This is a genomic window from Umezawaea beigongshangensis, from assembly GCF_016464305.1.
In the GTDB taxonomy this organism is placed as follows: Bacteria; Actinomycetota; Actinomycetes; order Mycobacteriales; family Pseudonocardiaceae; genus Umezawaea_A; species Umezawaea_A beigongshangensis.
This window is the reverse complement of sequence record NZ_JAEIOJ010000004.1, coordinates 307580-330350: the sequence shown is the minus strand read 5'-3', so window position 1 is coordinate 330350 and position 22771 is coordinate 307580. Positions and strand designations below refer to the sequence as shown.

Annotated in this window: 21 protein-coding genes and 1 tRNA gene; 10 read left to right on the top strand and 12 right to left on the bottom strand. The window is 72.3% G+C overall.

Going from position 1 to position 22771, the window contains the following annotated elements:
- Window positions 1-5 precede the first annotated feature (5 nt).
- Window positions 6-1208 (top strand): 4-hydroxyphenylpyruvate dioxygenase, encoded by a 1203-nt coding sequence (gene hppD / locus IMZ35_RS13185; RefSeq protein ID WP_199441307.1) that lies wholly within the window; start codon window positions 6-8, stop codon window positions 1206-1208.
- A gap of 249 nt (window positions 1209-1457) precedes the next feature.
- Window positions 1458-1712 carry a hypothetical protein gene (locus IMZ35_RS13180; RefSeq protein WP_199441306.1) on the top strand — a complete coding sequence of 85 codons (255 nt, stop codon included), beginning with the start codon at window positions 1458-1460 and terminating at the stop codon, window positions 1710-1712.
- 58 nt (window positions 1713-1770) lie between these two features.
- On the opposite strand, the gene IMZ35_RS13175 is transcribed toward IMZ35_RS13180, so the two are convergent.
- The 4 genes from IMZ35_RS13175 to IMZ35_RS13160 all read right to left on the bottom strand — a co-directional run bounded on the left by IMZ35_RS13175 (window position 1771) and on the right by IMZ35_RS13160 (window position 6343).
- Window positions 1771-2913 (bottom strand): cystathionine gamma-synthase, encoded by a 1143-nt coding sequence (locus IMZ35_RS13175; protein ID WP_199441305.1) that lies wholly within the window; start codon window positions 2911-2913, stop codon window positions 1771-1773.
- A gap of 42 nt (window positions 2914-2955) precedes the next feature.
- Window positions 2956-3768 carry a hypothetical protein gene (locus tag IMZ35_RS13170; protein ID WP_199441304.1) on the bottom strand — a complete coding sequence of 271 codons (813 nt, stop codon included), beginning with the start codon at window positions 3766-3768 and terminating at the stop codon, window positions 2956-2958.
- 4 nt (window positions 3769-3772) lie between these two features.
- The gene (locus IMZ35_RS13165) at window positions 3773-4861 is read right to left on the bottom strand and encodes an RDD family protein (protein ID WP_199441303.1); all 1089 of its coding nucleotides are present in this window, start codon (window positions 4859-4861) and stop codon (window positions 3773-3775) included.
- Window positions 4862-4972: 111 nt separating this feature from the next.
- A complete protein-coding gene (locus IMZ35_RS13160) occupies window positions 4973-6343 on the bottom strand; it encodes a cystathionine beta-synthase (protein WP_199441302.1) in 1371 nt (456 codons plus the stop codon).
- A 125-nt stretch (window positions 6344-6468) separates the two neighbouring features.
- On the opposite strand from IMZ35_RS13160, the gene IMZ35_RS13155 reads away from it, so the two are divergent.
- A complete protein-coding gene (locus IMZ35_RS13155) occupies window positions 6469-7377 on the top strand; it encodes an SGNH/GDSL hydrolase family protein (RefSeq protein ID WP_307868037.1) in 909 nt (302 codons plus the stop codon).
- 98 nt (window positions 7378-7475) lie between these two features.
- The gene (locus IMZ35_RS13150; RefSeq protein ID WP_199441301.1) at window positions 7476-8696 is read left to right on the top strand and encodes an acetyl-CoA C-acetyltransferase; all 1221 of its coding nucleotides are present in this window, start codon (window positions 7476-7478) and stop codon (window positions 8694-8696) included.
- 85 nt (window positions 8697-8781) lie between these two features.
- Here IMZ35_RS13150 and IMZ35_RS13145 read toward each other — a convergent pair whose 3' ends face one another.
- Window positions 8782-9582: a Bax inhibitor-1/YccA family protein gene (locus IMZ35_RS13145; protein ID WP_199441300.1), complete on the bottom strand. Its 801-nt coding sequence runs from the start codon at window positions 9580-9582 to the stop codon at window positions 8782-8784.
- Between the two features lie 334 nt (window positions 9583-9916).
- On the opposite strand from IMZ35_RS13145, the gene IMZ35_RS13140 reads away from it, so the two are divergent.
- The 4 genes from IMZ35_RS13140 (at window position 9917) to IMZ35_RS13125 (ending at window position 14927) form a co-directional block, all read left to right on the top strand.
- Entirely contained in the window at window positions 9917-11323 is a 1407-nt protein-coding gene (locus tag IMZ35_RS13140) for an MSCRAMM family protein (protein WP_199441299.1), read from the top strand.
- Window positions 11320-12066: a class F sortase gene (locus IMZ35_RS13135; RefSeq protein ID WP_307868036.1), complete on the top strand. Its 747-nt coding sequence runs from the start codon at window positions 11320-11322 to the stop codon at window positions 12064-12066. The genes IMZ35_RS13140 and IMZ35_RS13135 overlap by 4 nt, the downstream gene beginning before the upstream one ends.
- A gap of 77 nt (window positions 12067-12143) precedes the next feature.
- Window positions 12144-13793, top strand: a complete 1650-nt coding sequence (locus IMZ35_RS13130; protein ID WP_199441298.1) for a DUF885 domain-containing protein — start codon at window positions 12144-12146, stop codon at window positions 13791-13793.
- A 99-nt stretch (window positions 13794-13892) separates the two neighbouring features.
- A complete protein-coding gene (locus IMZ35_RS13125) occupies window positions 13893-14927 on the top strand; it encodes an LLM class flavin-dependent oxidoreductase (protein ID WP_199441547.1) in 1035 nt (344 codons plus the stop codon).
- 66 nt (window positions 14928-14993) lie between these two features.
- Here IMZ35_RS13125 and IMZ35_RS13120 read toward each other — a convergent pair whose 3' ends face one another.
- A complete protein-coding gene (locus tag IMZ35_RS13120) occupies window positions 14994-15215 on the bottom strand; it encodes a hypothetical protein (protein ID WP_199441297.1) in 222 nt (73 codons plus the stop codon).
- Window positions 15216-15393: 178 nt separating this feature from the next.
- Here IMZ35_RS13120 and IMZ35_RS13115 point away from each other — a divergent pair, with 178 nt between their 5' ends.
- Both IMZ35_RS13115 and IMZ35_RS13110 read left to right on the top strand, forming a co-directional pair.
- On the top strand, window positions 15394-16668 hold the full coding sequence (locus IMZ35_RS13115; protein WP_199441296.1) for a sensor histidine kinase: 1275 nt from the start codon (window positions 15394-15396) through the stop codon (window positions 16666-16668).
- Window positions 16656-17309, top strand: a complete 654-nt coding sequence (locus IMZ35_RS13110) for a response regulator transcription factor (RefSeq protein WP_199441295.1) — start codon at window positions 16656-16658, stop codon at window positions 17307-17309. The genes IMZ35_RS13115 and IMZ35_RS13110 overlap by 13 nt, the downstream gene beginning before the upstream one ends.
- Before the next feature lie 214 nt (window positions 17310-17523).
- Here IMZ35_RS13110 and IMZ35_RS13105 read toward each other — a convergent pair.
- The 6 genes from IMZ35_RS13105 to IMZ35_RS13085 all read right to left on the bottom strand — a co-directional run bounded on the left by IMZ35_RS13105 (window position 17524) and on the right by IMZ35_RS13085 (window position 22748).
- Window positions 17524-17600 (bottom strand) — tRNA-Leu (locus IMZ35_RS13105).
- 73 nt (window positions 17601-17673) lie between these two features.
- The gene (locus tag IMZ35_RS13100) at window positions 17674-18756 is read right to left on the bottom strand and encodes a SagB/ThcOx family dehydrogenase (RefSeq protein ID WP_199441294.1); all 1083 of its coding nucleotides are present in this window, start codon (window positions 18754-18756) and stop codon (window positions 17674-17676) included.
- Window positions 18737-19858, bottom strand: coding sequence for an ATP-grasp domain-containing protein (locus IMZ35_RS13095; RefSeq protein ID WP_199441293.1), 1122 nt, complete (start codon window positions 19856-19858; stop codon window positions 18737-18739). The genes IMZ35_RS13100 and IMZ35_RS13095 overlap by 20 nt, the downstream gene beginning before the upstream one ends.
- Before the next feature lie 2 nt (window positions 19859-19860).
- A complete protein-coding gene (locus tag IMZ35_RS31400) occupies window positions 19861-19983 on the bottom strand; it encodes a hypothetical protein (RefSeq protein WP_267877117.1) in 123 nt (40 codons plus the stop codon).
- Window positions 19984-20207: 224 nt separating this feature from the next.
- Window positions 20208-21533, bottom strand: coding sequence for an NAD(P)/FAD-dependent oxidoreductase (locus tag IMZ35_RS13090; protein WP_199441292.1), 1326 nt, complete (start codon window positions 21531-21533; stop codon window positions 20208-20210).
- Window positions 21534-22049: 516 nt separating this feature from the next.
- Window positions 22050-22748 carry a uracil-DNA glycosylase gene (locus IMZ35_RS13085; RefSeq protein WP_199441291.1) on the bottom strand — a complete coding sequence of 233 codons (699 nt, stop codon included), beginning with the start codon at window positions 22746-22748 and terminating at the stop codon, window positions 22050-22052.
- Window positions 22749-22771 lie beyond the last annotated feature (23 nt).

Here is a 22771-nt window from a genome sequence, read left to right as displayed (position 1 = left end):
ACACCATGACCGGCATCCTGGGGCGTTCCGACCAGCAGATCGACGACGTGAGCTTCGACCAGCTCCGCCAGCTCGTCGGCCTGGTCGACTACGACGCGACCAAGGACCCGTTCCCCGTCCGCGCGATGGACGCGGTGGTCTTCGTCGTCGGCAACGCCACCCAGACCGCGTGGTTCTACCAGGTGGCCTTCGGCATGACGCTCGTCGCCTACGCGGGCCCGGAGACCGGCCAGCGCTCGCACAAGTCGTTCGTGCTGAAGTCCGGGTCGGCGCGCTTCGTGATCACCGGAGGCGTCGCGCCCGACAGCCCCCTGCTCGACCACCACCGCCGCCACGGCGACGGCGTCGTGGACCTCGCCCTGGAGGTCGGCGACGTGGACCGCTGCATCGCGCACGCCCGCGCGCAGGGCGCCACCGTCCTGGAGGAGCCGCACGACGTCACCGACCAGCACGGCACCGTCCGCACGGCAGCCATCGCGACCTACGGCGAGACCCGCCACACCCTGGTCGACCGCTCGCGCTACACCGGCGTCTACCTGCCCGGCTACGAGCCGCGCACCAGCACCGTCGTCCGGCCGGAGGGGGCGCCCAAGCGCCTGTTCCAGGCCGTCGACCACTGCGTCGGCAACGTCGAGCTGGGCAAGATGGACCACTGGGTCGCCTGGTACAACCGCGTCATGGGCTTCGTGAACATGGCGGAGTTCATCGGCGACGACATCGCCACCGACTACTCGGCGCTGATGAGCAAGGTCGTCTCCAACGGCAACCACCGGGTCAAGTTCCCGCTCAACGAGCCCGCCGTCGCGCAGCGCAAGTCGCAGATCGACGAGTACCTGGAGTTCTACGAGGGCGCCGGCGTGCAGCACATCGCGCTCGCCACGAACGACATCATCAGCACCATCACCGCGATGCGGGCGGCGGGCGTGGAGTTCCTCGACACCCCCGACTCCTACTACGACGACCCGGAGCTGCGGGCGCGCATCGGCCAGGTGCGGGTGCCGATCGAGGTGCTCAAGGAGCACCGCGTCCTGGTCGACCGCGACGAGGACGGCTACCTGTTGCAGGTCTTCACCAAGCCGATCGGCGACCGTCCCACCGTGTTCTACGAGCTGATCGAGCGGCACGGCTCGCTGGGCTTCGGCAAGGGCAACTTCAAGGCGCTCTTCGAGGCCATCGAGAGGGAGCAGGCCCGCCGAGGCAATCTGTAGCGCCGAGGGGGCAGCGGACACCGCCGAGGCAATCTGCAGCGCCGAGGGGGCAGCGGACACCGCCGAGGCAATCTGCAGCGCCGAGGGGGCAGCGGACACCGCCGGGGCAACCTCCGACCCCCGTCCGCGCCGGCCTGCGAAGAAGCTGAGAGTTCGCTGTGCGGGGGCCTCCTGGAGTCGTCCCACGAGTACGCTCGCCGTGGGGGGCACACACCCACCACACATCCAGTACGGCTCCTGGGAGGTCGCATGGCACTCGCACGCCGAGTCGCCGCGGTGCTTCCGCTCGCCGGCGCGGTCGCCACGGCCGTCGCGCTGACCGGTGCGGCCGTGTTCACGGTCGCGCACGCCGGTTGTGCGGAGTCGGGCTACTTCGAGCAGCGCGACGGCGTGGTCGAGTTCGTCGGCGGCTGCGTCGACGGCACGAACCTGCCAGCGGTGCCGCCGAGGGTGGGCAACGTCGGCTACGACGTGCCGGTCGACGGGCGGCAGCTCCAGCCCTGAACCGCGGACGTGCCGAGGGGGCGTCGTCCGGTGGACGGCGCCCCCTCGTTCGCGCCGATCAGCCGAGCGCGGTGACGAGGTCCTCGACGAGGTCCTCCCCGGACTCGATGCCCACGGAGATCCGGACCAGGTCGTCGGGCACCTGGAGCAGGGACCCCGCCGTGCTGGCGTGCGTCATCCGGCCGGGGTGCTCGATGAGCGACTCGACGCCGCCCAGCGATTCGGCCAGCGTGAACAGCTTGGTGCGCGAGCACACGTCCAGCGCCGCCTGCTCACCGCCCTCGACGGTGAACGAGATCATGCCGCCGAACCGCTTCATCTGCTTCGCCGCGACCTCGTGGCCGGGGTGCTCGGGCAGGCCGGGGTAGAGCACGGTCTTCACCTTCGGGTGCCGCAGCAGCGCCTGGACCACCAGCTCGGCGTTGTCCGAGTGCTTCTCCATGCGGAGTTCGAGGGTCTTCAGGCCGCGCAGCGTCAGGTAGGCGTCGAACGGTCCCGGCACGCCGCCCGCGCCGTTCTGGAGGAAGCCGAACTGCGCGTTCAGCTCGTCGTCGGAGGTGATCAGCGCACCGCCGACCACGTCCGAGTGGCCGCCGATGTACTTGGTCGTGGAGTGCAGGACGACGTCGGCGCCCAGGTCCAGCGGGCTCTGGAGGTAGGGCGAGGCGAAGGTGTTGTCCACGACGAGCCGCGCGCCAGCGGAGTGGGCGACCTGCGCGAGCGACGCGATGTCCGCGATGTTGAGCAGCGGGTTGGTCGGCGTCTCGACCCAGACGACCTTCGTGGTGGGCCTGATGGCCGCGCGCACGGCGTCCACGTCGGACAGCGCGACGGGCGTGTGCTCGACGCCCCAGACGCTCAGCACCTTGTCGATGAGGCGGAACGTGCCGCCGTAGGCGTCGTTCGGGATCACGACGTGGTCGCCGGGACGGCACATCGCGCGCAGCGCGGCGTCGGTGGCGGCCATGCCGGACGAGAACGCCCGCCCGTGCTTGCCGCGCTCCAGGGAGGCGAGGCAGGTCTCCAGCGCCGTCCTGGTGGGGTTTCCGGTCCTGGAGTACTCGTAGCCCTCGCGCAGACCGCCGACGCCGTCCTGGGCGTAGGTGGAGGTCGCGTGGATGGGCACGATCACCGATCCCGTCGTCGGGTCGGGGTCCTGACCGGCGTGGATCGCCCTGGTCGCGAAGCCGTGCATCGTCATGGGAAGAGGGTACGTGCGGAGCGCGGACTCACGACGGCGCCGTCACCACCGCGCGGGAGGCGGACCACCGGGTGGGAACTGCGGGGGCTGCTGCTGCGGGTGCCAGCCCTGCGGGCCGGGCGGCTGCTGGCCTCCGGAGCGCGACTCGGTCGCGATCCAGCGGCCCGTCGACGGCAGGAGCGCGAGCACGGCCGCCGCGATCGACACCAGGACCGCGAGCAGGCTCACGTCGCCCACCGGGCCGACGCCGAAGAAGAAGCCGCCGACGAGTCCCACGACACCCGTGAAGCCGAGCAGCGCCAGGACGACGGTCAGCGCCGCCGCTCCGACGACGAGGAACCGGCCGGCGCTCAGGCGCGCGAACAGCAGCACACCGCCGAGCAGCGCCAGGAGCGCGACGACGACCTGCACCACGACGGCGGTCCCGATCGGCAGACCGGACGGGCCCTCCAGCAGCAGCGCGTTCGAGCCCGCGACCGCGAACGTCTGCACGACGCCCGCGATCAGCAGCAGCGCGCTGAGCACGGACGCCGCTCCGCCCGCCGCGGTGGTCGCACCGCTCGCGGGCCGCGCTCCACCGAACTGGGCTCCACCGAACTGCGGGCCGCCGGGCTGGACCCCACCGGGCTGCGGGCCGCCGAAGTGGGGGCCGCTGTACCGGGGACCACCGGGCGGGGGGCCGCCCGGCTGAGGCTGACCGGGCTGGAACCCACCTGACTGCGGCCCACCGGACTGCGGCTGACCGAACTGGGGCTGACCGGGCTGGGGCTGACCGGGCTGGGGCTGACCGAACTGGGGACCACCAGCCCCCGGCCACTGCTGGGCCGGGGGCTGGTGCTCGGGCGGGTACGTCACCGCGTCACCACTGCTGCTGCTGGCCGTACCCCTGCTGCGGCTGGCCGTAGCCCTGCGGGGGCTGGCCGTAGCCCTGCTGCGGCTGACCGTAACCCTGCTGCGGCTGCTGGCCGTAGCCCTGCGGCGCGGGGAAGCCGCCCGACTGCGGGTACTGCTGGCCACCACCCGCGGGGACGGTCACCACGACGGTGCTCATGATCTTGTCGGCCCACGTCTGCTTGTTCTGGTCCCACAGCGGCGCGAGGTACCCGATGCCGAAGGGGATCCCGTCGACGACGTGGCAGATCTGCCGGACGAAGGCGTTGCCGAAACCGACCGGCTGACCGGTTTCGAGCTTCACCAGCTTGATGTTGGCGACGCTCTTGCCGAGCGACTGGCCCGTGGTGCCGGCCCGGTAGCCGGTGTTCCAGATGCTGAAGCCGATCAGCGCCAGGTAGCCGACGCCCGACAGGATCATGCCGACCGCGGGGTCGATGCTGAGACCGAGGACGACGACCAGCACCAGGACCAGACCGGGCGCGAAGTAGTCGATCAGGGCGCCGACGGCGCGCTGACCCCACTCGGCGCGGTTGCCCGCCGCGGCGCCGTAGCCGCCCTGCTGCGGGTAACCACCGGGCTGGCCGTAGGGCGACGGCGCCTGGCCGTAGGGCGAGGGCTGCCCGAACTGACCGGGCTGCTGGCCGTAGGGCGAGGGCTGCTGGCCGAACTGGCCGGGCTGCTGGCCGAACTGAGGAGGCTGGCCGTACTGGCCCGGCTGGCCCTGCGGGGGCTGCTGCGGCTGGCCGTACTGGCCGAGCTGCGGCGCGCCCTGCGCGGGGAACCCTCCGGAACCGGGGATCTGCTGGCCGAACTGACCCGACGGGGGCTGACCCGGCGTCACGACCTGCGTGGCGTCGGACTGCGGACCGCCTGCGGACGGCTGCCCCGGGGTCACGACCTGGGTCGCGTCCGACGGCGGGAAGGCCGGGGACTTGGCGCCCCCCGGCACGACCTGGGTCGCGTCGGCGTTCGGGAACTGACCACCCTGTGCCTGCTCCTGCTGCGGCTGACCGCCGAATTGCTGGTTCTCGTGTGGCGGCTGCGGAGCGTTCATGCGGTTTCCAACCCCCTTGGCGTGGGCCGTTGACGATGAAGTCCCGGTCACGCTATCGGATCGGGCCCGCCGGCCCCGAGGCAACCGGCGGGCGTGCACCGGGACGACACCTCAGCGACCGGCGAGGAAACCCAGGATGTCCTGCCGGGTCACGACTCCCGCGGGCTTCCCGTCCTCCAGCACGAGCGCGCCGTCCGCGCGGGACAGGGCCGTCATGGCCCTGCTGACCGACTCGCCCGCGCCGATGGTCGGCAGCGGCGGCGACATGTGCTGCTCCACGCGATCGGTGAGCTGCGCCTTGCCGGTGAACAGGGCGTCGAGCAGGTCGCGCTCGTTGACCGCGCCGGACACCTCGGCCGCCATGACCGGCGGCTCGGCGTTGACGATCGGCATCTGCGACACGCCGAACTCGCGCAGGATCGCCACCGCGTCGGCGACGGTCTCGGCGGGGTGGCCGTGCACCAGCTCGGGGATGCTGCCGCTCTTGCGCCGCAGCACGTCGCCGACGGTGGCGCCGGACGAGTCGGGCGGCAGGAAGCCGTAGGAGGACATCCAGGAGTCGTTGAACACCTTCGAGAGGTAGCCGCGCCCGCCGTCGGGCAGCAGCACGACGATCACGGCGTCCGGACCGGCGTCCCGCGCCACGCGCAGCGCAGCGGCGACGGCCATGCCGCAGGAGCCGCCGACGAGCAGGCCCTCCTCGCGGGCGAGGCGGCGGGTGGTGCCGAACGAGTCGGCGTCGGAGACCGCGATGATCTCGTCGCACACGTCGCGGTCGTAGGTGGTCGGCCAGAAGTCCTCGCCGACGCCCTCGACGAGGTACGGGCGACCGGAGCCTCCGGAGTAGACGGACCCCTCCGGATCGGCACCGATGATCTTCACCGCGCCGTCGGAGACCTCCTTGAGGTACCTGCCGGTGCCCGAGATCGTGCCGCCGGTGCCCACGCCGGTGACGAAGTGGGTGATCCGCCCGCCGGTCTGCTTCCAGATCTCCGGGCCGGTCTGGTGGTAGTGGCTGGCCGGGTTCTCCGGGTTCGCGTACTGGTTGGGCTTCCAGGCGCCGGGGATCTCGCGGACCAGCCGGTCGGAGACGTTGTAGTAGGAGTCGGGGTGCTCGGGCGCGACGGCCGTCGGGCACACCACGACCTCGGCGCCGTAGGCCTTGAGGACGTTGCGCTTGTCCTCGCTGACCTTGTCCGGGCACACGAACACGCACTTGTAGCCCTTGCGCTGGGCGACCAGCGCGAGGCCGACGCCGGTGTTGCCCGAGGTCGGCTCGACGATCGTGCCGCCGGGGCGCAGCTCTCCGGAGCGCTCGGCCGCCTCCACCATGCGCAGCGCGATGCGGTCCTTCACGCTGCCGCCGGGGTTCAGGTACTCGACCTTGGCCAGGACGAGGGGTTCGAGCCCCTCCGTCAGCGAGTTGAGCTTCACCAGCGGCGTGTTGCCGACCAGGTCCACGACGTGCTCGACGTACTCCACCGGATGCGTCCTCTCCCACGTAGCGAGACGGTTCGCAGGAGAGCCTAGCTCCGGAGAGGTGTGATCGACTCCTCCCCGGTTCGTTTCGGCGGTCCTGGACGATGAACCGGTGAGGGGGTGGCGTGGTGATCGGTGTTCGGGTGCTGAGGGTGGCCGCGATGGGGGTGGGCGCTCTCGGGGGGCTGTCGGGGGCGACGTACAAGCTGCTGACGGACCAGTCGCGCCGGGCGCGGCTGGTGATCGGCGTGCAGGAGGACCCGCCGCCGTGCGCGGACGGGTTCCACCGGACGGACGGGGTGCCGGACTCGCCGGGCGAGCCGCTGCGGTTCGCCGTGCTGGGCGACTCGATGGCCGCGGGGGTCGGGGTGGACCGGGCCGACGAACTGCCCGGCGTGCTCCTCGCGCGCGGGTTGGCCGCCGAGGCCGAGCGGCCGGTGCGGCTGGAGACGCACGCCGTGAGCGGGTCCACGACGCGCACGCTGCCGCGGCAGGTCGACCGGGTGCTGCAGGACCCTCCCGACGTGGCCCTGGTGATCGTGGGGGCCAACGACGTGACGTCGCGGATGGCGGCGGGCGTGTCGGCCGCGCTGCTGGGCGTGGAGGTCCGGCGGCTGCGCGCGGCCGGGATCGGCGTGGTCGTGGGGACGTGTCCCGATCTGGGCGCGGTCCGGCTGCTCGCGCAACCGCTGCGGTCGGTCGCGCGGACGTGGAGCCTGAACCTGGCCCGCGCGCAGCGCCGCGAGGTGCTGCGGGCCGGCGGGGTGCCGGTGCCGCTGGCCGACCTGCTGGCGCCGGAGTTCCTGACCAGGCCGACCGAGATGTTCAGCGCGGACGGCTTCCACCCCAGCGCGGCGGGGTACGTGCGGGCGGCCGAGGTGCTGCTCGCCCCGCTGTGCACGGTCGCCGGGGTGTGGCGGGGCGGTCCGCTGCCCGTGCTGCCGCGCCGGTCGGCCGCGGCGGAGGCGCGTCGGCCGACGACGCGGTTCGTGGCGTGGCTGAACCGGTCCGCTCGCCACCTTCCCCCCGCCGGGTAGCCCTCGCGGGGGTGAGCGGCGTCTCGTCGCCGAGATCGATGAACCGCCGTTAACTAGGGTGCGGTCCATTGGTAGCGGTGAAACAAGGGAGTTTCTTCATGCCTGAGGCAGTGATCGTCTCCGCCGCCCGGTCCCCCATCGGACGCGCCGGGAAGGGCTCGCTCAAGGACGTCCGCGCCGACGACCTGGCGGCGCAGATGGTGCGGGCCGCTCTGGCGAAGGTGCCCGAGCTCGACCCGGACGAGATCGACGACCTGATGCTCGGCTGCGGCCTCCCCGGCGGTGAGCAGGGCTTCAACATGGGCCGGGTCGTGTCGGTGCTCCTGGGCCACGACACCGTCCCCGGCACGACGGTGACCCGCTACTGCGCCTCCAGCGTGCAGACGACCCGCATGGCGCTGCACGCCATCCGGGCGGGCGAGGGCGACGTGTTCGTCAGCGCGGGCGTCGAGACGGTGTCGAGCTTCGCGCGCGGCAACTCCGACGGCTGGCCCGACACGCACAACCCCCTCTTCGCCGACGCCGAGGAGCGGACGGACAGGACCGCCCGGGAGGGCGCGTCCGAGTGGGTGGACCCGCGCACCTCGGGCGCGGTGCCGGACGTCTACATCTCGATGGGGCAGACGGCGGAGAACCTGGCGCTGCTCAAGGGCGTGTCCCGCGAGGAGATGGACCAGTTCGGCGTGCGGTCGCAGAACCTCGCCGAGAAGGCCCTCGCCAACGGCTTCTGGGCGCGCGAGATCACGCCCGTGACGCTGCCGGACGGCACGGTGGTCAGCAAGGACGACGGCCCGCGCCCCGGCGTGACCTACGAGGCCGTGTCGCAGCTCAAGCCGGTGTTCCGCCCCGACGGGCGGGTCAACGCGGGCAACTGCTGCCCGCTGAACGACGGTGCGGCGGCGCTGGTGGTCATGAGCGACACGAAGGCGGCGGAGCTGGGGATCACGCCGCTCGCGCGGGTGGTCTCCACCGGCGTGTCCGGCCTGTCCCCGGAGATCATGGGCCTCGGCCCGGTCGAGGCGTCCAGGCGCGCGCTGGCGCTCGCGGGCATGTCGATCGGCGACATCGACCTCGTGGAGATCAACGAGGCGTTCGCGGCGCAGGTCATCCCGTCCTACCAGGACCTGGGCATCGACCTGGACCGGCTCAACGTCAACGGCGGCGCCATCGCGGTGGGCCACCCGTTCGGCATGACGGGCGCCCGCATCACCACCACGCTGATCAACTCGCTCCAGTTCCACGACAAGCAGTTCGGCCTGGAGACGATGTGCGTGGGCGGCGGTCAGGGCATGGCGATGGTGCTGGAGCGCCTGAGCTGAGCCTCGGCTCCGACCTCACGACCGAGTGAACACGGAAGGGGCGCCCGGCCATCGGCCGGACGCCCCTTCCGCGTTCCGCGGAGACTCAGTCGCGCTGCAGGTACGACAGCAGGCGCAGGATCTCCAGGTACAGCCACACGAGCGTGGTCATCAGCGCGAACGCCGCGTACCAGGCCCACTTCGCCGGGACACCGGCGCGGATCAGCTCGTTCGCCTGCTCGAAGTCGAGCAGGAAGTTGAACGCGGCGACACCGATGATCACCAGGCTGAAGACGATCGACATCGTGCCGCCGTCGCGCAGACCGGCGTTGACGCCGAACACGCCCAGCAGCAGGTTGCCGAGCATCAGGAACGCGACGCCGACGGTGGCGCCGATGATCCACTTGGTGAGGCGCGGCGTGACGCGGATGGCTCCGGTCTTGTAGACCACGAGCATCGCGCCGAACACGCCGAACGTGCCGAGGATCGCCTGGAAGGCGATGCCGGGGAACAACGCCTCGAACACACCCGTGATGGCGCCGAGGAACACGCCCTCGGCGATCGCGTAGGTCATGACCAGCGGCGCGCTCGGGGTGCGCTTGAAGATGACGATCAGCGACACGACCAGACCGACGATCAGGCCCGGCAGCATCAGCGCGAACGGCGCGATCTGGCCGGTCAGCACCAGCCACGCCGAGACGAGCCCGACGATCATCGTCGTGCCGAGGGTGATCGCGGTCTTGGTGACCACGTCGTCGATGGTGATGGGCCGCTCGGCCGTCGCCGGTGGAGCCTGGTAACCGCCGCCGTGGCCCGCCACGTCCTGCGGCTGACCGAAGCCTGCGTAGTTCCCGCCGTAACCGCCGGTGGGCAGGTTGCGGAACGCGGGATTGCTGGTGGTGCGCACCTCGTCCTCCTGGTGGCGTCTGACGCCTTCACCGTGGTGAACGACCACGGCGGTCGATTCGTTCCCGGTCGGTAAAAGCGACTTTACCCGTGCTGTCGATCTCGTAGACACGGGTGTGATTTACGCAGCGTGATCAATTGCCGACCCGTCCGTGGAGATCTTGCACCTCGGGCGCCTCCTCCACCGGGCGTGTCGGATGTTCGTGCACGCATCGTGATGTGCGGAGTTCCTTCCTGTGGGGGCTTGTGAGCGGTTGCCGGGACCGCAAGGCTCGTTGGTCGCGGCTCGCCGGGGAAGCGGGCAGCGCCACGGGTCAGAGGGAGCCAGGATCAGCATGGGATGGAGACGTCTCGCAGGTGCGGCGGTGGTCGCGGGGTCGGCCCTGCTGTCCGTTCCCGGAGTCGCGGTCGCGCAGGTGCAGGAGGGCCTCGGGTACGAGACAGCGGCCCAGGGCTACGTCGGTGAGCCCGACGGCTTCGACTGGATCGGCTCCTACGTCTGGCAGGGCAAGCAGGTCTGGTGCGTCCAGTACGCGCTCAAGGCCCCGGACAGCACCGTCGCCTACCAGGAGGGCGACGAGCTGCTGACCAAGTACGGCAAGCCGCTGCCCGCCGACGTCGCGGCGAACATCTCCTACCTGCTGCTGCGCTACTCGACGACGACCTCGGCCGACGAGTCCGCCGCGCTCGCGCACCTGCTGCACGGCTGGACCGCGGCGCCGGAGAGCCCGGACCAGGTCGACCCGACCAAGAACACCTACCTCACGGTCGCCTACGACGCGCCGTGGCACCTCGAACGGCTGCCCGAGCCGGCGAAGGCGGCGGTGCAGCGGCTCCGGGCCGACGCCGAGGCCAACCGCGGGCCGTGGAAGGCCGTCGCGGCGGCACCGGAGAAGCCGCAGACCATCGGCACCGCCGACACGTGGTCCGTGAGCGTCACCAAGGAGAAGGACGGGACGGGCGTGCCCGGCGTGCCGGTGGCGTTCGAACTGGTCGACGCGACGCTGCCCGACGGCTCGACCTCCGGCACGCTGACGACCTCCGACAGCGGCGAGCCGGTGAACGTCCAGGTCGTGCCGACCGGCCCCGCGCCGAAGCTCACGGCCGCGCTGGACAGCCCGGCCACCCGGCCCGTCGTGCACGTGCCCGGTGTGCAGGACATGCAGCGCATCGTCACCACCGGCGGTGAGCGGAAGCTGACCGCCTCCACCGAGACGACCGCCCGCACCGCGCCCGGCGCGGTGAAGATCGCCAAGACGGACTCCGAGACGAAGAAGGCGCTGCCCGGCGTCTCGCTGCGGGTCACGGGCGCGGACAGGTCGTCCGCCGCGGTGAAGCAGGACGACGCGGCGCTGGTCGGCGTCGACGGGCAGCCCGTCGTGCTCCAGACCGGGCCGGACGGCACCGTGGAGGTGCCCGACCTGCGCACACCGCAGGAGATCTGCGTGATCGAGGTGGCCGCGCCCAAGGGCTACGACGAGAACTTCGACCCGAACGCGCCGCCGAGCGTCTGCGGCGTGGTCCAGCCGGGCGAGACCCTCGCGCTGGCGATGGAGAACAAGCCGAACAAGCCCGTCGTGCCGAGCACGATCCCGGCCGGGATCGACGGTCGCGGCATCGTCGCGACCGCGCAGACCCTGACGACGGTCCAGCCCGGCTCGCTGATCGGACTGGGCGCCGTGGTGCTGCTCGGCGCCGGGCTCGTCGGGTTCGTCGCGTGGCGGAGGGCGTCCGGCGGGTGAGGTCTTCCAGCGTGCTGACCGGCGTGCTGGTGGCGGGGCTCCTCGCCACCGGCGCGCTGGTCACCTCCGGGCCGTCCACGGTCGTCGGCGGTGAGCCGGTGGCGCTGGACGTCGCACCGGAGCCGAGTCCGATCGGCGACAGCATGAGCACCGGCCGGGGCGCCGACCTCGCCGGGATCAGGGGCGGCGCGAACCCGCCCGAGCAGCGCTCGACGCCCGCTCCTCCCCCACCGGCCGAGCCGTCCCCGTCCGCGCAGCAGCCGGGGACGCAGCAGCCCGGGACGCAGCGGCCACCGCCCGCCCAGCAGCCGGGCACGGTGCGGCTGCCCCGCGGCGGCACGGCCACGCTGGTGCGGTCCGAGGTCGACGAGTCCGGCACGCTGCCCGTGCCGGAGGGCGTCGGCGAGGCCACCTGGTGGGGCGCGGACCTCGCCGGACAGCAGGGGGCCACGGTGCTGGCGGGTCACGTGAACTGGAAGGGCGTCACGGGGCCGTTCGCCGAGCTCTGGCAGGCGAGCGCGGGCACCGACGTCACGGTCCTCGACGCGGCCGGGGCCGAGCACCGGTACCGGATCTCCGAGGTCGTCACCCTGCACAAGGACGAGCTGCCGACCCGCGCGCTGGACCTGTTCGGGCCGAGCGGCCCGCACCGGCTGGTGCTGGTGACCTGCGGCGGCGAGTGGGTGGGCGGCCAGGTCGGCTACGACGAGAACCGCGTCGTCACGGCGACGCCGGTGACCTGACGTGCCAGCGCCTGCCCGCGGGTGGCTCCCCCCGCTAAGTACCATCGCGGCACGGGACACCACCACGGGGGGACGACGTGACCGAGACCGAGGACCTGGCCGCTGAACTGCTCGACCTCGTCGCCGAGCACGACCCGCTCGGCGCGACGCTCTACGGCGTCCCCGGTCACGAGCACCGTCTCGGCGACCGGACCGCTGCGGGCGAGGAGTCGGTGCGCCACCGCGCCCTGGACGTCGCGGCGCGGGCCAGCGCCGTGGAGACCGACGACGAGCAGGACCGGATCACGCTGGCCGTGGTCGTGCAGCAGGCGGAGGCGCTGGCCGACCAGCTCGCCGTGGGCGCGGTCGAGTTCACGATCACCGACTCGTTCTTCGCCGCCGCCGGCGAGCTGCTGTTCGTGATGCCGATGTCCGGTGTGACGACGCCGGAGCAGCGGCAGGCGTACCTCACGCGGCTGTCCGGGGTGCCCGGTTTCCTGGAGGCCGTGGCCACGCGGCACCGCGAGGGCGTGGCCGCGGGCCGCACCCCGGTCGCGCACCTGGTGCGCGCCGCCGTGGCCCACCTGGACCGCTACCTCGCCGCGCCGGAGGCCGATCCGCTGGGCCGCCCGTCCGCGGACGACCCGGCGTTCACCGCCGAGCGCGACCGGCTGCTGGCCGAGGTGGTGCGCCCGGCGTTCGCCGTCTACCGCGACGTCCTCGCCGACGAGCTGGAGCCCGTGGGCCGTCCGGCCGACCGGGCGGGGCTGCGCTGGCTGACCGGCGGCGACGACGCCTACTCCGCGCTCGCCCGCGTGCACACCACCACCGACCGCACCCCCGACGAGCTGCACCGCACCGGCCTGGACGTGATGGCCGGGCTGGAGCGGGAGTACGCCGAGATCGGGCAGCGGGTGTTCGGCACCTCCGACCTGCGCGAGATCTTCACCCGGATGCGCACCGACGCGGCGCTGCGCTGGAACGACGCGGACGAGCTGCTGGAGGCGGCGCGCGCCGCCGTCGTCCGCGCCGAGGAGGCCGCGCCGCGCTGGTTCGGCACGCTGCCCGCCGAGCGCTGCCTGGTGAAGGCGGTGCCGGAGGCCGAGGGGCCGGGCGCTCCCACGGCGTACTACATGGCGGCCGCGCTGGACGGTTCCCGGCAGGGCACCTACTACGCCAACACGTACAAGGCGCGGGAGCGGGACCGCTACGTGTCCGAGGCCATCGCCTTCCACGAGGCCGTGCCCGGCCACCACTTCCAGATCTCGCTGGCCCAGCAGCTCGCCGACCTGCCGATGCTGCGCCGCATCGCGTCGGTGACGGCGTACCTGGAGGGCTGGGGCCTGTACTGCGAGCGGCTCGCGGACGAGATGGGCCTGTACTCCTCGGACCTGGCGCGGCTGGGGATGCTGAGCATGGACTCGCTGCGCGCGTCGCGGCTGGTGTGCGACACGGGGCTGCACGCCAAGGGCTGGAGCCGGGAGCAGGCCATCGCCTACATGCGGGACAACACCGCGCTGGCACCGGTGGAGATCGAGAACGAGGTCGACCGGTACCTGGCGGCGCCGGGGCAGGCGCTGGCGTACATGGTGGGGCGGCTGGAGATCCAGCGCATCCGCGCGGCTGCGGAGGAGAAGCTGGGGTCGTCGTTCGACGTCCGCGCGTTCCACGACCTGGTGCTGGCCGGTGGGCCGCTGCCGCTGGCCGTGCTGGACGGCGTGGTCGCGGAGTGGGCGGCCCGCGGCTGACCCCCGCCCGACGACGGTTGGTTGACACGTCACCTATAGCTGGCTAGTTTGGTTGACGCGTCATCGATGGCACCCGCCGTCGAGGCGCTGGAGGGCGACGTGGAACTCGGCATCTACAGCTTCGGCGAGCGGCATCCCGACCCGATCACGGGAGAGCAGCTCTCCGTCGCGGAGGCACTGGCCAACACCCTGGAGCGGATCAGGCTCGCCGACGAGCTGGGTCTGTCGTTCTACGGACTGGGTGAGCACCACCTGCCGGAGTACTCGATCTCCAACCCCGGCACCGTGCTCGCCGCGGCGGCGAGCGTCACGCGCGACATCGTGCTCAGCTCCGCCGTGACGGTGCTGAGCACCGAGGACCCGGTCCGGCTCTACCAGCAGTTCACGACGCTGGACCAGCTCAGCGGGGGCCGGGCCGAACTGCTCGCGGGCCGCGGCTCGTTCACCGAGTCGTTCCCGCTGTTCGGCGCGGACCTCACCGACTACGACGAGCTGTACGAGGAGAAGCTCGACCTGCTCCTGGCGCTCGACCGCGAGAACCCGATCACCTGGTCGGGCAAGTTCCGGCCACCGCTGGAGAACGCCAGCGTGCTGCCCCGGCCGTACGGCGAGCACCTGCGCATCTCGGTGGGCACGGGCGGCAACCCCGAGTCCTCGATCCGCGCGGGCGCGCTGGGACTGCCCGTCGTGTACGCCGTGATCGGCGGACGGCCCGAGCGGTTCGCCCCGCTGGTCGACCTCTACCGCCAGGCGGGCGAGGCGTCCGGGCAGCCGGCGCAGCGCGCGCACGTCACGATGGGCGCCATCGGCCTGATCGCCGAGAGGTCGCAGGACGCCAAGGAGGCGTTCTACCCGTACTGGCTGGAGACGATGAAGTACGGCTCGCGGGCGCGCGGCTGGCCGATGCCCGGCCGCGCCCACTACGACGAGTACACCAGCGGGGCGCAGGCGCTGTTCACCGGGAGCCCGAACGAGATCGCCGAGCGGATGATCTCCGTCGGGAAGCTGGTGAAGGCCGACCGCTACGCGATGCAGATGGACTGGTCCGGCGTCCCGCACGCCACGGTGATGACCGCGATCGAACTGCTGGGCACGAAGGTCCTGCCGCAGGTGCGCGAGGCGTTCGCCTCCTGACCGGCGCGCTCCCGGCTCCGGACCCCCCGTCCGGAGCCGGGAGCACACCCGTCCCCCCGCGAGCGCTCACCGCCGGTGGCTGCGGTGGTGCACGATCAGCGCGGCCGCGGACGCCAGCACGAGCAGGCCGAAGACGACGCTCACGGCGACGAGACCGGCCGTCGAGGTCGCCACGTTCCCGGCCGCGCTGACCACCAGGGCCAGCCACAGCAGCGGACGCACGGTCCCGCTGCTCCTGCCGATCGACGGTGCGGTGGACGTGTCGCTGGCGCTGTACGAGTCGGCCACCGGTCTCTCCTTCGTTCGACGGGCTGTTCGGTGTGACACCAACGCTACGAATCCGGACCCGCCCGGACGATCCCGCCAGCGGGCCGACCCCTGGTACAGCAGGCTGCACTCCTGTCCCCCTGGCCTGGTGCGGCTCGCGCGCCCGTGGTTACCTGTGGCCCTCGACCAGGAGGTGCGGATGCGGACCCACGACGTCGCGCCGACCGGCGTGAAGCCGTTCCGGCGCTGGGACCTCGTCGCTCGCGCACGGTCCACTCTGGACGCCATGGAGCACCTCGTCGGTGGACTGGGCACGGCGGTGCTCGCGGTGGCCGCGCTGTTCGGACTGCTCGTCACCGCCGCGGCGTGCCTCGTCGGCGTGGGCGTGCTGCTGGTCCCCACCGCGCTGCGCGGGCTCCGCGTCGTCGCCGACCGCGAGCGCGAACGGCTCTCCCGCTGGGGTCCGGAGATCACCGCCCCGGAACCGGTGCCGCACCGGCCGCTGGCCGCCCTGCGGGACCTCGCCGTGCGCCGCGAGCTCGTCTGGGTCGCGGGTCACGCGTTCTTCGGGCTGTCCCTCGGCCTGGCCGCGCTGACGCTGCCGCTCAACGCGGTCCGCGACATCTCCTTCCCGCTGTGGTGGCACCTGGTGCCGCCCGACGATCTCGCCACGTCGTCCATGGGGCTCTGGACCGTCGACGACCTGGCCGACGTCCTCGGCGTGGCGCTGCTGGGCCCGGTGTGGCTGACGCTCGCCATGATCCTGGTCCCGCACATGGCCCGGTGGCAGGCGTGGCCCGGACGCCGCCTCCTGTCGTCCGACCGGGACGCCGACCTCGTCCTGCGCATCGCCCAGCTGACCGCGACCCGCGCCGGCGCGCTGGACGCGCACGCCGCTGAGCTGCGGCGGATCGAGCGGTCGCTGCACGACGGGACGCAGAACCGGCTCGTCGCGGTCACCGTCCTGCTCGGCGCGGCCCGCCGGGCGCTGGCCCGCGATCCGGAGCAGGCCGCCGTCATCGTCGACCGCGCTCAGGACGCCGCCGAGCAGGCGCTCGCCGAGCTGCGCGCGGTGGTGCGCAGCATCCTGCCGCCGGTGCTGACCGACCGCAGCCTCGCCGACGCCCTCGCCACCCTGGCCACCGCGTGCCCGGTGCCCTGCCGCATCGACACCGACGAGGCCGAGCGGTGCGCGGCGTCCGTCGAGGCGACGGCGTACTTCGCGGCCGCCGAGGCGCTCACCAACGTCGCGCGGCACAGCGGCGCCCAGCACTCCGCCGTGACGCTGCGCCGTCACGACGACCACCTGCGGCTGGAGATCACCGACGACGGGCACGGCGGGGCGGACGTCCACGCCGGGTCCGGACTCGCCGGCATCCGCCGCCGCGTGGAGGCCCACGACGGGACCTTCGCGCTGACCAGCCCCTCCGGGGGACCGACCACTCTCGTTGTGAGCCTGCCGTGCGGATCGTGATAGCCGAGGACGACTCCCTCCTGCGCGAGGGGCTGGCGCTGCTCCTGCGCGCCGAGTCCCTGGACGTCGTCGCCACCACCGGTGCCCCGGACGAGTTCCTCGACGCGATCGACGCGCACGAACCCGACGTGGCCATCGTGGACGTCCGGATGCCCCCGACGCACACCGACGAGGGCATCGTCGCCGCCGTCGAGGCGAGGCGCCGTCAACCCGGCCTGGCGGTGCTCGTGCTGTCGGCGTACGTGGAGCAGGCGTTCGCCACCGAACTGCTGGCCACGGGCGGCGCACGCCTGGGCTACCTGCTCAAGGAGCGGGTCGGCCGCGTGGAGGAGTTCCTGGACGCGCTGCACCGCGTGGCCGGAGGAGGCACCGCGATCGACCCGGAGGTGGTGGCCCAGCTCCTGTCCAGGAGCCGCCCCGACACGAGGCTGGAACGCCTGAGCCCGCGCGAGCGCGAGGTGCTGGCGCTGATGGCGGAGGGCCTGGGCAACACCGCCATCGCCGAACGCCTGGTGGTTACCGACGGAGCCGTCCACAAGCACATCCGCAGCATCTTCGCGAAGCTGGACCTGGCTCCCGCGGACCGGGCGGACCGCCGCGTGACGGCGGTCCTGCGCTACCTGGAGAACGGCCGTCGCTGAGGACACCGACGTGGTCACCTTCTGAGGTCGAGGCGGTCCGCGGTCGCCGGTCGGAAGCAGAGCGTTCCGCGCTGCCCCACCGGGTTCCGTCCGCCGGTGAGCAGTTCGCGAACTCGGGCACGCGTCGAACCAGGACGGTCGGGTGGCGTCAGCGCGAGCACGACGACCTTCGACCGGGAGAACCCGGTCGCGGGTCGTCCGACGTGACGAGCGGTGGTGCCCCCGACGGGATTCGAACCCGTACCGCAATCCTTTTAAGGGATCTGCCTCTGCCGATTGGGCCACGGGGGCGACGGGCAGCCTATGGGGTCGACGAACTCCACCGGGTCCAGATCCCCCCGATGTCGCCTGGACGGCCCAGTGCTCACCACCGGACAGATCGGTCCGGCAGCGGACCGATGGCCGTCATGCCCAGCACGACCTCCGAGTGCGGATCGCACCCGAGCACGCGTTCTACCAGTTCGTCCCGCAGCGCCGCCGTGTAGCCCACCCCCAGGTCCATCGCCGTCGCCACCAGGTAGGCGGTCTGGGACAGGTGGCCGACGTCCATCTGCACGACGCGGTAGGCGCGCGACGTGTCGTAGCGCCAGCGGGTGCGGTCGAGCACGCCGGTGTGGGCCAGCACGAGCGGGGCGCCGCCCACCCACTCCTGATCACCGGCCGCGGTGGTCATCTCCGCGGCCGTCCACACCGCGCCCAGCGGCTCCAGGACGTGCTCCGCGCCGTTGTAGTGGTGCCAGCCGTCCGCCAGGCCGTCGACGCCGCGCACGTGCGCGTACAGCTCCACCGGGTGCCGTCCCCCGCCGGACGGGCTGGTCTTGAACACGGTGCCGGAACGACCGGTGCGGGGGCGGGCCGGGGACGGGCCGGCCAGGACGGCGAGGAGTTCCGCGACCTGCTGCACGGTCGGAGCGCCCGGCGCGAAGCGGCGGGTGGTGCGGCGGGCCATCAGGACGTCCAGGATGCCCGCGGTGCCCCACGCCGGGTCGTCGCGCAGCGGCGGCAGCGCCACGCCCGAGCCGAAGCTGCGGAACGGCGGTGGCGGCGGCTCCACGCCGAGCTTCTCCTCCAGCACCGCGTCGTGGTCGTCGGCCGCCTGGTAGGGCGCGTCGGCGAGGGTGCGGCTGGCGAAGTGGTAGTGCCTGGCGGACGCGCCCCACGACGACCACTTCTCCAGCAGGCTGCTCTCGTCGCGGTGCTCGGGCGAGCCCTCGACGATCAGCACGCCCGCGTCGAGGAGCTGGTCCAGGACGCCCCGCAGGGCCGCGCGGTCCGCGTCGGGCAGCGGCGCGAGCAGGTCGTCGACGTCGGTGAACCCGACGAACTTGCGGCACAGCAGTTCGGCCGTCTCGCTGATCGCGAACTGGCGGTGGTGCAGGTAGTCGTCCCACACCACGTTCCCGGCCTCGTAGAACAGCGTCGCGTGCTCAGCGACCTTTACCCGCACCCGAGAGCTCCCTGAACCGGTGGGCCACCCAGTCGTGCACCGCGTCGGAGACCGCCGTGCTGTCGGCACGGTGTTCGAACCACCGCCAGTCGCAGTTGACGTTGACCTCCAGGAACACGTGGTCGTCGCCCGTGACGAGCAGGTCGAAGGCCGCCACCTGAAGACGCCAGTGGCGCGTCAGCGCGAGGATCTTGTCGACCAGGCGGGAGGGCACCTCGGTGGGCGTGACGCGCACGGCGTCGGGGTCCACCCACAGCTGGGCGGGGTCCATCTTGTCCACCTGGTAGGCGATGCACCGCTCGCCGACGACGAACACCCGCAGCTCCGTGTCGGACGGCACGTACTGCTGCACGATGACGGGCGCGGGCTCGGGGGCGTCGGAGGAGCGGCTGGTCTCCAGCGGGCGCGGGAACAGGCCGTGCTGCACGCCGGGACGCGGCTCCAGCAGGTGCCGTCCGGTGGTCTTCACGATGCACGCCCCGCCGCCGGGCCTGGTGCGGCCGGGGCGGGTGGTCACGGCGGTCCGGGGGATGCGCAGGCCGAACGCGGAGGCGTCGGAGAGCTGGGTGAGCCGGTCGAGGTGCGCGGTGGACCGCGACGGGTTGACGTGGCCCCAGTCGGAGCGGGAGGTGAGCCAGTTCGCCACGGACGCCCACTGGTCGACGGCGTAGGCGCCGGAGAGGGTACCGGGTTCGACGGGCAGGGCGGACAGCTCGAAGTGCCGGCGCCACACCAGCAGCGGACGCAGCAGCCAGCGGTCCAGCTCGATCAGGGGCGCGTCGGTGTAGACGGTGAACGGGATGTCGGCGCAGCGGTCGGCGTCGATGCGGGCCATCCGGATGCCGCGCTCGGCGAGCGCGATGGACAGCTCGTTCATCTCCATGTCGGCGGCGCGGGCCAGCACCAGCACGCACGGCTGCGGGCTGCCGTCGGTGCTGTCGTCCACCATGCCCAGGCGGTGCACCTGCTCCTGGAAGTCCAGGCACTTGGGCTTGGAGCGGAACAGGTACTCCTGGCCCTGGAGCAGGAGCGGCGTGGGAGCGGGTGACCGCGCTTCGGACGGGGGCCCGTCGGTGCGAACCCCACGCCCGGACGCGGACACCGTCAGTCGTCCTTCTTGCTTCGGAAAATCTTCCCGGCCGTGGCGTACTCGGCGGCGTAGTCCGCCAGGACGCGGTCCTCGATCTCGCCGCGGCGAAGCTGTGCGGCCAGCTCCTCGAGAGACATCGGGATCACCTTCCTCCCCAGCACGTGCGTCACACATTTGGGTGCGGCACAAGCAGTAGTCTCTGGTTGACGTTACGCAATGTCAAGGTTGCTGTCACATCATTGCGCCGAACGGGGGATCAAGTTACCCACTCGCCGCCACTACAGCTTTTGTTCCCCGCAGTTGTACTACGCCGAACGGGTGTCGCGCCGCCCGGGGGACGACGCGACACCCGTCGCGGTGATCAGCTCTTGGTGGCGTAGTCGAACTCGGCCTTCGGGTTGTTGATCTGACCGAGGGCGACGATCTCGCGGCCGGACACCAGCGCGAGGGTCCAGTCCACGACGACGCGGAACTTGCGGTTGAACGTGGGCATCCGGCTCACGTGGTACGAGCGGTGCATGAACCACGCCACGAAGCCCTTGAGCTTGATGCCGTAGACGTCGGCCACGCCCTTGTAGAGGCCCAGGCCCGCGACGGAACCGGCGTACTTGTGGACGTAGTCCTGCGGCTCTTTGCCGCGCTGCACGGCCACGATGTTCTTCACGAGCTGCTTGGCCTGGCGGACGGCGTGCTGCGCGGAGGGGCTGCACGTCGCGTTCGGGTCCTCCTCGGTGCGCGAGAGGTCCGGCACCGCGGAGCAGTCACCGGCCGACCACACGCCGGGCAGGCCCTCGACCTGGAGCTTCGCCGTGCAGCGGACGCGACCGCGCTCGTCGAGCGGCAGGTCGGTGTTGCGCAGGACCGGGTTGGCCTTCACGCCGGCGGTCCAGATGACGGTGTCCGAGTCGAACTCGGTGCCGTCGTCGAGGACGACGTGGCCGCCCTCCAGGGACTTCACCCTGGTGTCGAGGAACACCGTGATGCCGCGCTTCTCCAGCTGCTGCACGGTGTAGACGCCCATCTTGGCGCTGACCTCGGGCATGATCCGGCCGGTGGCCTCGACCAGCACCCAGTTCATGTCCTCGGGTTCGAGGTTGGAGTAGTAGCGCATCGCGTAGCGCGACATGTCCTCCAGCTCGGCCAGGGTCTCGATGCCCGCGTAGCCGCCGCCGATGACCACGAAGCTCAGCAGGCGCTTGCGCAGCTCCGGGTCGTCGGTGCTGGACGCCTGGTCCAGCCGCGACAGCACGTGGTTGCGGATGTAGATGGCCTCGCCGATCGTCTTCACGCCGATGCCGCGCTCCGCCAGGCCCGGGATGGGCAGCGTGCGGGCGACGGAGCCGAGGGCGCTGACGAGGACGTCGTACTCCAGCGTCTCGATGTGGCCGTCGGCCGTCTCGACCGTGACGGTCTTGCTGGCGTGCTCGATCTTCGTGGCACGGCCCGTGACGACGTGGCAGCGCTTGAGGACCTTGCGGAGGGGCGCCACGACGTGACGCGGTTCGATGGACCCGGCAGCCGCCTCGGGGAGGAACGGCTGGTAGGTCATGTGCGGCTGCGGGTCCACCACAGTCACGGACGCTTCACCGGAACGGAGTTTCGACTGCAACCCCAGGGCGGTGTACATGCCGACGTACCCACCGCCGACGATCACGATCCGTGTGGGTTGCGACTTCACAGCAGCCATACGGACATGGTCGCACCCCCGTCCACGTGTGTGCGCATCTGAACGGCCCGTTGTGACGACGGTCGCCGGGTGATGCCAGCCACTCGGACGGCTGACCTGCGACGGAGGGTGCGAGCGGTAAAAGCCCTGCGAGGATCGTTCAAGAGAGGACCCGTTCGGCCGCGGCGGGACGGCCGTCGCCCCGGTGATCGGGGGGATGCGGAACCACCCCGACGGGGAGGTGCGAGCGCGACGATCCCCGGCTGCGCCGCACGCGGACCGTCACCGCGCCCGGAACGGGACCGGCATCACCGGGAGCCGAGGCGCGGGAGGCGGCGGGGAGTTCTCGCCCCGGCGACCGGCGTCCTCGAAGACGACCGCCACGACGTCGGTGCCGTTCCCGGTGCCGCCGGGAACGGCACCGGGCCGGGCCTCCCGGCGCCCACCGCTCAGCCGTCCGTCGCTCAGCCGTCCGTCACTCAGCCGTCCGTCGCTCAGCGGTCCGTCGCCCGGCCGTCCGTCGCTCGGGCGACGCCGTCACAGACCGGCGGCCGTTCTCGCGGTGGTCAGGACCTCGCGCAGCATCACCGGCGTCAGCAGACCCGTCTGGGTGTTGCGCTGGCTCGGGTGGAAGCACCCGATCAGGCGCAGCGGCCGGTCGCCGGAGAGGTCCACCTCGCGCCCGTGCCCGAAGACCGGGCGAGGGCGCGGCACCTCCCACCCCGCCGCCGCCAGCACGGGCAGCAGGGCCTGCCAGCCGAAACCGCCGAGCACGACCACCGCGCGCAGGGTCGGCATCAACAGCTCCAGCTCGGTCGCGAGCCACGGGCGGCACGTGTCGCGCTCGGCCGGAGTCGGCTTGTTGTCCGGCGGCGCGCACCGCACCGGTGCGGTGATCCTGGTGCCGAGCAGCTCCAGGCCGTCGTCCGGGCGGTCTCCGGTGGGCTGCGACGCCAGTCCGGTGGCGTGCATCGCGGCGAAGAGGAACTCGCCCGAGCGGTCACCGGTGAACATCCGGCCGGTGCGGTTCCCACCGTGCGCGGCGGGAGCCAGGCCGACGATCGCGAGGCGCGCGTCCGGCGGCCCGAAGCCGGGCACCGGACGGCCCCAGTAGTCCTCGTCGCGGAATGCGGCGCGCTTGACCCGCGCCACCTCCTCCCGCCACGCGACCAGGCGCGGGCAGCGGCGGCACCCCGTGACGGCGGTGTCCAGCTCGGGCAGCGAGCGGAATCTCACCGGACACCTCCAGCGGACGAACG